The 12090-nt window shown below is 66.3% G+C and carries 8 protein-coding genes; 1 reads left to right on the top strand and 7 read right to left on the bottom strand.

What is annotated here, in order from left to right:
• Positions 1-167: 167 nt before the first annotated feature.
• The 3 genes from gudD to TSO352_RS04155 form a co-directional block, all read right to left on the bottom strand.
• Positions 168-1505 carry a glucarate dehydratase gene (gene gudD, locus TSO352_RS04165; protein ID WP_109106081.1) on the bottom strand — a complete coding sequence of 446 codons (1338 nt, stop codon included), beginning with the start codon at positions 1503-1505 and terminating at the stop codon, positions 168-170.
• A gap of 117 nt (positions 1506-1622) precedes the next feature.
• Complete coding sequence (locus tag TSO352_RS04160; protein ID WP_109106665.1) at positions 1623-2987, bottom strand: MFS transporter; 1365 nt, start codon at positions 2985-2987, stop codon at positions 1623-1625.
• A 774-nt stretch (positions 2988-3761) separates the two neighbouring features.
• On the bottom strand, positions 3762-4847 hold the full coding sequence (locus TSO352_RS04155; RefSeq protein WP_247871892.1) for a LacI family DNA-binding transcriptional regulator: 1086 nt from the start codon (positions 4845-4847) through the stop codon (positions 3762-3764).
• A 369-nt stretch (positions 4848-5216) separates the two neighbouring features.
• Here TSO352_RS04155 and pyk point away from each other — a divergent pair, with 369 nt between their 5' ends.
• A complete protein-coding gene (gene pyk / locus TSO352_RS04150) occupies positions 5217-6758 on the top strand; it encodes a pyruvate kinase (protein WP_109106080.1) in 1542 nt (513 codons plus the stop codon).
• Positions 6759-7012: 254 nt separating this feature from the next.
• On the opposite strand, the gene TSO352_RS04145 is transcribed toward pyk, so the two are convergent.
• The 4 genes from TSO352_RS04145 to garD all read right to left on the bottom strand — a co-directional run bounded on the left by TSO352_RS04145 (position 7013) and on the right by garD (position 11976).
• The gene (locus tag TSO352_RS04145; protein WP_109106079.1) at positions 7013-7669 is read right to left on the bottom strand and encodes a class I SAM-dependent methyltransferase; all 657 of its coding nucleotides are present in this window, start codon (positions 7667-7669) and stop codon (positions 7013-7015) included.
• 174 nt (positions 7670-7843) lie between these two features.
• Positions 7844-9109, bottom strand: a complete 1266-nt coding sequence (locus TSO352_RS04140) for a lactonase family protein (RefSeq protein ID WP_199231477.1) — start codon at positions 9107-9109, stop codon at positions 7844-7846.
• 59 nt (positions 9110-9168) lie between these two features.
• Entirely contained in the window at positions 9169-10377 is a 1209-nt protein-coding gene (locus TSO352_RS04135) for a mandelate racemase/muconate lactonizing enzyme family protein (protein ID WP_109106078.1), read from the bottom strand.
• Between the two features lie 69 nt (positions 10378-10446).
• Positions 10447-11976 (bottom strand): galactarate dehydratase, encoded by a 1530-nt coding sequence (garD, locus tag TSO352_RS04130; RefSeq protein WP_109106077.1) that lies wholly within the window; start codon positions 11974-11976, stop codon positions 10447-10449.
• Positions 11977-12090 lie beyond the last annotated feature (114 nt).

The raw sequence follows: 12090 nt of genomic DNA, 5'->3' as shown, positions 1-12090 counted from the left end.
GCCGGCCGCCTGCAGATGCCCCGCCATCGGCGTGCCCATGATCCCCAGTCCGATAAAGCCAAGCTTGCTCATCTCAATTCCTTTTCGTGACGTCGTGTTATTGCAGGCGAGGGGCGGGGCGGCGGCCCGGAGACCATGCCGCCCGCCCCCTCCCTTCGCCGCCGCGCTCAGCGCACCAAACAGGGGCGCTTGTTGTCGAAGGTCCAGCCGGCGATCAGGTACTGCATGGCGATGGCGTCGTCGCGGGCGCCCAGGCCATGCTGCTTGTAGAGCTCATGCGCCTTGGCCAACTGGTCCATGTCCATCTCGACGCCCAGGCCCGGCTTCTGCGGCACGGCGACCAGACCGCCCTTGATCTGGAACGGCTCCTTGGTCAGGCGCTGGCCATCCTGCCAGATCCAGTGGGTGTCGATCGCGGTGATCTTGCCCGGCGCCGCCGCGGCGACGTGGGTGAACATCGCCAGCGAGATGTCGAAGTGGTTGTTGGAGTGCGAGCCCCAGGTCAGGCCCCATTCATGGCACATCTGGGCAACGCGGACGGAGCCCTGCATGGTCCAGAAATGCGGGTCGGCCAGCGGGATGTCGACCGACTGAAGCTGGATGGCATGACCCATCTGGCGCCAGTCGGTGGCGATCATGTTGGTCGCCGTCGGCAGGCCGGTGGCGCGGCGGAACTCCGCCATCACCTCGCGGCCCGAATAGCCCTTTTCCGCGCCGCAGGGGTCCTCGGCATAGGCGAGCACGTCGCCCTTGCCCTTGCACAGCCGGATCGCCTCCTCCAGCGACCAGGCGCCGTTGGGATCGAGCGTGATGCGCGCTTGGGGGAAGCGCTTGGCCAGCGCCGTCACCGCCTCGATCTCCTCCTCGCCGGCCAGGACGCCGCCCTTCAGCTTGAAGTCGTTGAAGCCGTAGCGGTCGTGGGCCGCCTCGGCCAGCCGGACCACGGCCTCCGGGGTCAGGGCCACTTCGTGGCGCAGGCGGAACCAGTCGTTCCTGGCATCGGGTTCGCTGCGGTAGGGCAGGTCGGTCTTGGTCCGGTCGCCGACATAGAACAGATAGCCCAGCATCTCGACCGCGTCGCGTTGCTGGCCCTCGCCGAGCAGTGCGGCAACCGGGACCTCCAGGAATTGGCCGAGCAGATCGAGCAGCGCCGCCTCCAGCGCCGTCACGGCGTGAATGGCGATGCGCAGGTCGAAGGTCTGCAGGCCGCGGCCGCCGGAATCGCGGTCGGCGAACGCCCGGCGCGCCACGTTCAGAATGTTGTTGAAGGCACCGATCGGCTGACCGATCACCAGGGCGCGGGCGTCTTCCAGGGTCTGGCGGATCTTCTCGCCGCCCGGGACCTCACCGACGCCGGTGTGGCCGGCGCTGTCCTTCAGGATGAGCACGTTGCGGGTGAAGAACGGGGCATGGGCTCCCGACAGGTTCAGCAGCATCGAGTCATGGCCGGCGACCGGCACGACCAGCATTTCGGTAACCTTGGGTGACGACGATTGAGTAGCCATGGTGGGTCTCCAGGGGTGCGGCGCTGAAAGCCGCGCTCCGCTTGGGCTGTTGTGTGACGAGGTGTGTGACACGAGGTGTGTGACGAGGGGGGCAGGCGGGTGTTCGGCGTGGGTGGATCAGAGTTTCCTGAGTTCCACGCGCTTGATCTCGCCGACGATGAGCAGGTAGCTGAGGATGGCGACCGCGGCGTTGGCGGCGACGAAGATCAGCGCGCTGTCGAACGAACCGGTGCCGGCGACGAGGTAACCGATGACGATCGGGGTGGTGATGCCGGCGGTGTTGCCGAAGGTGTTGAACAGGGCGCCCGACAGGCCGCCGATCTCCTTGGGCGAGGTGTCGGCGACGACGGCCCAGCCCAGCGCACCGACGCCCTTGCCGAAGAAGGCGAGTGCCATGATGGTGACGACCAGCCACTCCGCGTCGACATAGTTGCAGGCGATCATGCTCATCGACATCAGCATGCCGAGCACGATCGGCGTCTTGCGGGCAACGGAGAGCGAATAGCCTTTCTTGATCAGCCAGTCGGAGATGACGCCGCCCAGCACGCCGCCGATGAAGCCGGCGATGGCGGGAACCGAAGCGATCAGGCCGGCCTTGAGGATGGTCATGCCACGGCCCTGGACGAGATAGACCGGGAACCAGGTCAGGAAGAAGTAGGTCAGCGTGGTGATGGCGTACTGGCCGATGTAGATGCCCAGCAGCATGCGGTTGGACAGAAGCTGCTTCAGATAGCCGAGCTTGGGACCGCCATTCGCCTTGGCCTTTTTGGCGTTGTCCATGTCGACCAGACCGCCGCCCTGCTCGATATGCTCAAGCTCGGCCTTGTTGATGAGCGGGTGTTCCTTCGGGCTGTACAGCACCTTCATCCAGACCAGGCCCAGCACGATGCCGAGCACGCCCATGACGTAGAAGACGTACGGCCAGCCGTAGGTCGCGGTGATCCAGGCCATCAGCGGGGCGAAGATGACGGTGGCGAAGTACTGGGCCGAATTGAAGACGGCCGAGGCGGTGCCCCGCTCCGCGGTGGGAAACCACGCGGAGACGATGCGCGAATTGGCCGGGAAGGAGGGCGCCTCGGTCAGTCCGACCATGAAGCGCAGGGCGAACAGCGCAAGAATGGCGGTGCCGGCGCCGAGAAAGCCGACGAAGCCCTGCAGCATGGTGAAGACCGACCAAGTCATCAGGCTGAAGAAGTAGATGGTCTTGGAGCCGAAGCGGTCGAGCAGCCAGCCGCCGGGCAGCTGCGCCAGCACATAGGCCCAGCCGAACGCGGAAAAGACGTAGCCCATCGCCACGGCGTCGAGGCCGAGCTGCTTGGAGGCGGCCGGGCCGGCGATCGACAGCGTCGCGCGGTCGGCATAGTTCACGGCGGTCAGGATGAACAGCATCAGCACGATCAGGTAACGCACATGCGTCGACGTTGCCTGTGTGGCCGCTCCGTCGACCGCTGATTCGATCGGTGTGGAGGCTTCAGCGGACATGGACATTGCTCCCTATGGTACCGCCCGGCTCCAGCCCGTTTCTTACTTCTTAGGGGCTCTGGCCTGTGCCTTGCGGAAGGTCACGGTGTGGCGCTTTTGCGAGGGCCGTCGTCCGGCGGCTCCTGATTTCGCAGCGCTATCAGTGATCGATTGATAGCGCTGCCATACCGGAGAGCCAAGAGGATTCTTTGAGCTGCTGCGACGGTTGTTTGACAACGCTGTCATCGGGTGCGGACGGACGCCGTCTAAGCCGCTGAAAAGAAAGCCGGCTTTGTCGATCGTGCGACAGGGCGCCGCATCGTTTGGGCGGCGCGCCCTGTCCGTCTGGGGAAGTCCGCTCCCCGTTCGCGCAACGCCCGCTCCTATAACGGCGTCGGCAAGTCACGGAGCAGTGATCGCGCTGAAACCATCAAGGGGCGGGCGGGGAGACGTGAATAACAGCGCTGCGCTGTCGTGCAGCCCTGCGGACGCGGCCATGCAATGGGCCATGTTGCGTTTTGTGACAGCGCTGTCAGTAGCGGGGCCGGGAGGCGGGGTGTGCCCGTCCCATCGTGGTCCGGAGCGGCGAGACGAAGAGTTGACTGGCCCAATTCCATCGTTTTGTTTTGATGTTCATGGCGGCCGTGTCGCTTGCCGGTGCGGCGTGGGTCAAGACCGTCCCGCTGTTCGGCTTGACCTTTCCCTTCCGCTGAGGATCGGCTCGCCCACCGCGGGGCGGCGGGCCGGCTCTCCAGCCACCGTCACCCGGGTTCGTGCAGGGGAAAGGGTCGGAAATCAGGTGCTCGCCCGTTCGACGATTTCGAAGCCGATGTCGACGATCTTCTCGAACGGCCTGTCGCCGAAGCGGGCGAGCATGGCCTCCGCCGAGAGCAGGCCGATCGCGCGTCGGTCAATCCGTACGGTGGACAGGGAAGGGTAGGTGTAGGGGGCGAATTCCAGATCGCCGAAGCCCATGATCGCCAGATCGCCCGGCACCGCCAGACCGCGAGCCTGGGCTTCCGTCAGAACCCCCTGGGCCAGGGCGTCCGAACTGCAGAAGACCGCGTCGAGATCGCCCGCCTCGTCCAGCAGCTTTGCCAGACCTTCGCGCCCAAGCTTCAGATTGCCGGGCGCCGGCAGGATGGCGACCTTGATGTCGGTGACGCCGCGCTCGGCCGCCGCATCCTCGAACCCCCGGCGGCGAATGGCGGCGCGTTCATCGCTTGCCCAGACCAGGCCGAGGTGGCGGTAACCCTTGTCGATGAGATAATTGGCCACGGCCCGTCCAACCTTCTCATGCGAAAAGCCGACGAGCATGTCGATGGGGGTCGGGGTGAGATCCCAGGTTTCCACCACCGGAATCTTCGCGGCCAGCAACCGCTGGCGGCTTTCGGGCGAATGGGTGATGCCGGTCAGGAACACCGCGTCGGGCCGGCGGCTCAGAACCGTGGCCAGCAGTTCGTCCTCACGCGATGCCGGATAGCCGGACAGGCCCAGCAGCACCTTGTAGCCGGCTTCACCCAACCGGTCGGTGAGGCATTCGACCGCTTCGGCGAAGATCGAGTTGCCGATCGTCGGCACAATGGCCGCGACCAGCCGGCTGCGCTTGGACGCGAGACCTCCAGCCAGCAGGTTCGGCACATAGCCGCTGCGGGCAATCACCTCGCGGACATGCTCCAACGTGTCCTTGGTGACAAGCTCAGGACGATTGATGGCGCGTGAAACGGTAATCGGGGCCACCCCCGCCATCCGCGCCACCTCTTCAAGCGTGACGCTGCCGGACGATCGGCTCGACGTACGGGGCACGGCTTTTTTCTGATCTGGTAAGGACGCCTTCTTGCCGGACTTCCGTTTTGTGTGGGCAGGCGGGGAATCGGACACGAGGGTACCTTCGATAGGCCAGTTCAAAACGCCAAGACAAGATAGGGCTCTGGAGCGCCCTTTGCCAAGTTCCGGACGGTCCGCCTCGCGTCCATTCGGCAGGACCGGTGCAAAGATGGGCGACTTGTCGCAGGAGACGGTGAAGAAAAACCCTTCTCAGGAAACCGGCCAAGCGCTACGGTGTCGACTGACAGCGCTATCATAAGCGGCCCGGAGCGGTGGTCCGCAACCATCCGCCGGTGGCCGCGAGCGCAGTCGCAATTCGCCCGCCCACTGCGCCAGCTCCCGCTCCAGGCGGCGCCACTGCTCCGCAGTCAAGGCGAGGCCGCAGCGTCCGCGCCGCGCCATATTTCCAGGAGTAACGAGTCCATGGCCCTTCTTCGCACCTGCGCCCCAGGCCTTCCCCCACGCCGGCGCAAAACCAAAGTCGTTGCGACCCTCGGACCGTCCAGTTCGACGCCGGAGCGCATCCGCGAGCTGTTCATGGCCGGGGTGGATGTCTTCCGTCTCAACTTCAGCCATGGAAGCCACGCGGACCACGGCGAACGACTGCGGATCATTCGTGCGCTCGAGCAGGAATTCGGCTGGCCCATTGCCGTCATGGCCGACCTCCAGGGTCCCAAGCTGCGCCTGGCCACCTTCCGTGATGGCGCGATTTCCCTTCGTCAGGGACAGAAGCTCCGGCTCGACCTGTCGCCCGAACCGGGGGATGAAACGCGCGTCGGCATGCCGCATCCGGAGATCTTCGCGGCGCTGCAGCCCGGCGCAGACCTTCTGCTCGACGACGGCCGGGTCCGTCTCGGCGTCACGGCTTGCGGTCCGGATTTTGCCGACACGGTGGTCGTCACCGGCACCAAGCTGTCGGATCGCAAGGGCGTGAACGTGCCGGGGGTCGTGCTGCCGCTGTCGCCCCTGACACCGAAGGACCGGGCGGACTTGGCCTTCGCGCTCGACCAGGGCGTCGACTGGGTCGCGTTGAGCTTCGTGCAGCGGCCGGAGGATGTGTCGGAAGCGCGGCGGCTCATCGATGGCCGTGCGGCGTTGCTGTCGAAGATGGAAAAGCCCCAGGCCATCGAACACCTGGAACTCATCGTCGAGATGTCCGACGGCGTCATGGTCGCCCGCGGCGATCTTGGCGTGGAACTGCCGCCGGAGGATGTTCCCGCGATCCAAAAGCGGATCCTGCGGGAAGCCCGCTCCGCCGGGAAGCCGGTGATCGTCGCGACGCAGATGCTGGAATCGATGGTGACGGCGCCGGCGCCGACGCGGGCCGAGGCGTCCGACGTGGCGACGGCCGTCTATGATGGCGCCGACGCCGTGATGCTTTCGGCCGAAACGGCCTCCGGAGACTATCCCGTCGAGGCCGTGTTGATCATGGATCGCATCGCGCATCGCGTCGAATCCGACCCGCTCTATCGCACGATCATGGACTCCCAGCACCCGAACCCGCGGGAAACCTCGGCCGACGCCATCACCGCGGCGGCCAGCCAAGTCGCGAAGACGGTGCGCGCCGCCGCGATCGTGACGTACACGACGTCCGGGTCGACGACGTTGCGGGCCAGCCGTGAAAGGCCCAAGGTGCCGGTCCTCTGCCTGACCTCGAACATCGCCACGGCACGCCGCCTGCAGCTCGCCTATGGCGTCCACAGCGTCCACACGCGCGATATCGGGAGTTTTTCCGAGATGGTCCAAAAGGCGGTCCGCTACGCTCATGCCAGCGGGCTTGCCCAGGAAGGCCAGCGTGTCGTGATCACCGCCGGCGTGCCGTTCGGCGTGCCGGGCAACACCAACATCCTGCGGATCGCCTGGGTGGAGCGGCCATCGCAAGGCGCCGCCGTGCAACACGCCAGCGACGCTCTTTCTCCGGTCGCCGGCGCCTGGAGCGTGATCGGTTCAAGCGGAATCGCTTGAAGCGTGAATCACATGGAAAACCAAAAGCCCAGGGTCCATCCGGCGCTTCAATGAGCGCCTGGTGGACCCTGGGCAACCGATGCGACAGGACGCCGGCGCACCGCCCACAGGGCCAGCCCGACCGAGCCGGGGCAAACCATCCGATCGGTCAACGTCGATCCAGGCCATCGCCCGGTGAGCGGGATACCAAACAGCCAGGGCATGATGACGATCTGGCAGGCGATGGCGTCGAGCATGCGGCAAGGCGTTGCCGCTCAACCGCGCGGCGGCTCCGGTGCCTTCCGCCGGTCCGCGCCCGTGGAAGGCACAGCGGTGCCTTCATACATGAAGGTCATGACCTTTGGGCCCGGCAGTTGGCTCGTCGTCAGGTCCGTGATGTGGAAGCCGGCGGCGCTGATCAGGTCGTCCATCTTGCGGTTCAGGTGGCAGCCACCTGAACAGCGCGACCACAGCGGCGTCAGGCGATGCTGCCATCGCTGAACGCCCGGAGCCGGGGCAAGGCCATGCTCGACGAAGCGCAACTCCCCGGCCGGTTTCAGAACCCGGTGCGCCTCCCGCAGGGCTGCGGACGGGTCGGGTATGCTGCACAGGGACCAGGTCACGACCACCGTGTCGAAGCTGCCATCGTCGAACGGCAGGCGTTCGGCGGTCTGCTCCACGAAGGTCACGGGACGGGGCGCCTCGGCTGCGGCACGCCGGGCGATGGCGAGGAGTTCGGCAGAGGGATCGACGCCGACGACCTCGTCGGCGGCCGCGCCGTAGAACGGCAGATTGCGTCCGGATCCAATTCCGATTTCGAGAACACGCCCGCGCGCGTCCCCGGCGATCTTGGAGCGGAACGTTCCGAGCATCGCCTGTCCCATGACCCAATCGGTCAGCCAGGGCAGTATGTGGTGCCGATAGATGTCCATGCGGATCCTGCCCCGGCACATGGTGTATGAGCTAAGGGGTTGGTCACCATTCTCCGGCAGGTTTGCCGGGGCAGGGTGCCCCGGCAGACCAACCGGCGGCGTCAGTATGCACCGGCGGCGTCACGGTCTCCAAGCTTATGGTGCGTCCGCCGAACCGTGCACCGGAGCCTCACGTCACGGCAGGGTGACGATCTCGACCCAGTTCGCGTCATGGCCGACCGGGAAGCGACCGATCAGGCTCAGTTTTCCGGTTTTCGGGTCGATCTTGTAGGAGGCGATATGGTCCGATTTCTGGCCCGCCGCCACCAGATACTTTCCTTCCGGATCGATCCTGATCCCCCGCGGCTGCGCTTCGGTGGGGAAATTGGTCACATAGGTCAGCTTTCCCGTTTTCGATGCGACGGAGAGCAGCGCGATGTGGCTCTTTGTCCGCTCCGTGGCGTAGACGAACTTGCCATTGGGCGTCATCTGGATGTCCGCCGCCCAGACCTTCGGGCGGCCATCATCCCCGGCAATCGCGGTGTTGGCCCCCGACGTCGCGGTGGCGGCCATCGCCTCGCGCGCAGCGCCAGGCATCAGGCCGGAGTCCGCCGGAATCGTGCCGACATAATCCAACTCCGTCAGAACGCCCTTTTTCGGGTCGATCGCAAACTGGGTGATGTTGCCGCTCAGCTCCCCGATTGTATACAAGTACCTGTTGTCCGGAGATATCGCGATATGGCGCGGCCCGTTGTCCGGCTTCACCTTGATCATCGGGGGATCGTTCGGCGTCAGCGTTCCCGATCCGGCGTCGAAGGTGTATTCCAGGATTTGGCTGCTGCCGAGGTTGGTGGCATAGACGAAGTGGTTGGAGCGGTCGGCACGGATGGAGTGGGCGTTCTTGCCGGTTGGAATGACCTGGCTTGCTTCGGACGTCGCCAGCCCGTTCGCCTCGATCGGGCTCACCGCGATCTTGTCGCCGCCGTAGGATGCGGTGAACAGGAACCGGCCCGTGGCGTCGGTCGACACGTAGGCCATGCTGTCGGGCAGCGGCGCCGTCGCCTTTTCCGTCAGCGCACCGCTTGCCGGATCAATGGCGTAGGTCACCACCCGGAGAGGCTGCGAGCGAACGACGGCGTAAAGGAACCGCTTGTTCGGGCTCACCGTCATAGGCATGACGAGGGTGCCGGCCTTGGTCTTGCCGAGCGGAGTCAGAACGCCGTTCGCCATGTTCATGCTGTAGCCGTCGATAACGCCATCTTCGGCGTCGGAGACATAGACGAAGGTCTTTGCCAGTGCCGGCGTCGTCGCCAGCAGGCAGGCCGCAAGACAGGCGACACCACCGGTTTTGAGATAAGCTTTCAAGATGAACTCCTTGCAGATTTTTCTGGTCGGCAGACAGGCGCGCCCTGGGCGATGCCGGAATGCGCGCGGATCAACGCGGAGGAAATCATCGATCACGGGCGGTGCCGCGGGCCGCGGGGGCACGGGCGGCACAACGCCGGTTTTGCAAGAGTCGTTCAAGCCGCCGCGGGGCTTTCCCGCAAGACGGCGTCGTCGCGTGTCTTCACCGTGGGCAGCAGCCTGGTCCCAAGGCCAGGGCCCGATGGCGCCTGCGCCATGCCCTTGACGAGCAACGGCAGTTCGGTGACGAGGTCGCGATACCACGTCGCCAGCGTTGCTCGCACCACCTCCTGGAAGATGGCCGTGGGTGCGTGCAGGGCGAGATGCAGGCCGGCCATCAGTGTGACCGGCCCGGTGCAGTCATGCGGGGCCAGCGGCTTGGCGTAGGCTTCGGCGATCGCTGCGATCTTCCGTCCCTCCGTCAGGCCGCCACACCACGCCATGTCGACCATGACGACGTCCACCGCACCGGCGGCCAGCAGGTCCCGGAAAGGCACCACGCCGGCCAGCGTCTCGCTGCCGCAGATCGGTGTCCGGGTCTGCCGGCGCAGGTCGGCCAGCGCCGCGGCGTCGTCCATCTTGGCAATGGGATCCTCGGCCCAGAAAACATCGTAGTCTTCCAGCGCGCGGCAGATGCGTGCGGCGGAGTGGGGGCCGAAAAGGCTGTGCAACTCGCACATCACCTCGATCTTGTCGCCGACCGCGTCGCGGATCTTACGAAAAGGCTCCAGCCCGGCCTTCAACTCCGGCAGCGTGATCACCTGTCCGCCGGATGCCGGGGCGTAGACGTCGAAGGGCCAGATCTTCATGGCGGTGAAGCCCTCGGACAACAGGCTTTCGGCCAGCGCGCCGGCGTCCCGCATGAAGGCAACCTGATCGTCATACGGGCCGCGCGGCTCCTCAGCCCCCGTGACGTCGCGGCGACCATTGCCGTTGGTGTTGAAGGCGTAGCCCGCGCAGGTGTTGTAAGCCCGGATTTGGCTGCGCGACGCGCCCCCCAGCGCCTCGTGCACCGGAATGCCGTGGCGCTGGCCGGCGAGATCCCACAGGGCGATGTCGACGGCGCTGGCCGCACGCACCTCGGCGCTGGCGCTGTGAAAGCCGAGATAGGGGTTCAGGAGGTGGCGTGAGATGGCCTCGATGCGGCGGGAATCCTGCCCGATCAGCCAGGGGGCGACCTGCTCGTGCAACACCGCTTCGACCGCCTGCGCACCGCGGAAGGACTCGCCGAGGCCGACGAGCCCTTCGTCGGTTTCGATTTCGACCCAGATCAGGTTGGGTCGTTCACCGATGCGGATCGTCCGCAGACACGTGACCTTCGACATGCTGCCCTCTTTCGTTGCGACAGGTCGTCCTGGAGTGCGTTCTGGGAGTGGACCCCGGGAGTGCTCCGATCAGGTCACCGGCGCCGGGTTGAACAGCGTCAGCGCGTTGCGCAGGCCCCAATGGTCGGCCCAGGTCGTTTTCCGGCCGCTGGCCACATCGAGGATCAGGCGGAAGATCTCCCAGCCGATGTCCTCGATGCTGGCGTGCCCGGTGGCGATGCGTCCGGCATCCACGTCGATCAGGTCGTGCCAGCGCTCGGCCAGCGCGGTCCGGGTCGCAACCTTGATGACCGGCACCATGGCGAGGCCATAGGGCGTCCCGCGGCCGGTGGTGAACACCTCCATGGTGCAGCCGGAGGCGAGCTGCAGCGTGCCGCAGACGAAGTCGCTGGCGGGGGTTGCGGCGTAGATCAGCCCCTTGCGCTCCGCCCGTTCGCCGGGGGAAAGAACGCCGACGATCGGGCTGCTTCCGGACTTGGCGATGGAGCCCAGCGCCTTTTCCACCACATTCGCCAGCCCGCCCTTCTTGTTGCCCGGCGAGGGGTTGGCGCTGCGGTCGGTCCGGCCGGCCGACAGGTAGCGGTCGTACCAGTCCATCTCGCGCACCAGGGCCCGCCCGACCTCCTCGTCGATGGCGCGCGGCGTCAGCAGGTGGATGGCGTCGCGGACCTCGGTGACCTCGGAAAACATCACGGTGGCGCCGGCGCGCACCAGCAGATCCGAGGCAAAGCCGACCGCCGGGTTGGCGGTAACCCCGGAGAAGGCGTCGCTGCCGCCGCACTGCATGCCGACCACGAGGTCGGAGGCCGGGCAGGTCACGCGCTTGCGGTTGTTCAGTTCCTCCAGACGCTTCTCGGCCATCTCCATGATGGTGGCGACCATGGCGCCGAAGCCGACATGGCGCTCGTCCTGGAGCGTCATGATGCTGGTCTCGCCGGCGGTGCCGGCCGGCAGCAGGCGTTCCGGCTGGAGCTTCTCGCAGCCCAGGCCGACCACCATCACCTGTCCGCCCAGGTTGGGGTTGCGGGCGAGGTTCTGCAGGGTGCGGATCGGCACCACCGCTTCGGGGGCGTTGATCGCCACGCCGCAGCCGTAGGCATGCCCGATGGCGACGACGTCGTCGACGTTCGGGTAGCGGGGCAGCAGTTCCTTCTTGATGCGCTCGACCGCGACATCCAGAACGCCGGCCACGCACTGCACGCTCATGCTGATGCCCAGCAGGTTCTTGGTGCCGACCGAACCGTCCGGGTTGCGGAAGCCTTCGAAGGTGTAGCCGTCCAGCGGCGGCTGCGCCGGCGGGACGTTGGTGGCGAGCGGCAGGCTGGCCAGCGCCGGAGCGTTGGGCAGCGTCACGAGCGACTCCTCGATCCAGCTGCCCCTGGCGATGGCGCGCGCGGCAAGGCCGATCACCTCGCCGTAGCGGCGGATCGGTTCGCCCTCCGTCAGATCGGCGAGCGCCACCTTGTGCCCTTGCGGGACGAACTCGCGCAGGATCAGACCGCAGGGGAACTCAGTTCCTTCCGCCAGTCCCGGCGCGTTGACGATGATGGCGACGTTGTCGTCGCCATGCACCTTGATGTAGAGTGGAGTGTCGGACATGAGACGGGCCCCCGGAAGGGCCGCCCGGGTTGCGGGCGGCGGCGGTGTCAGACGGCTGGCTTGAACTTGGCGGCGAGCTGTTCGGAGGTTCTGGCGAGGATGCCGAGGTCGGAG

Source organism: Azospirillum sp. TSO35-2 (assembly GCF_003116095.1).
In the GTDB taxonomy this organism is placed as follows: domain Bacteria; phylum Pseudomonadota; class Alphaproteobacteria; order Azospirillales; family Azospirillaceae; genus Azospirillum.
The sequence above is the reverse complement of the archived record's forward strand: the minus strand, read 5'-3'. Positions and strand labels throughout refer to the sequence as shown.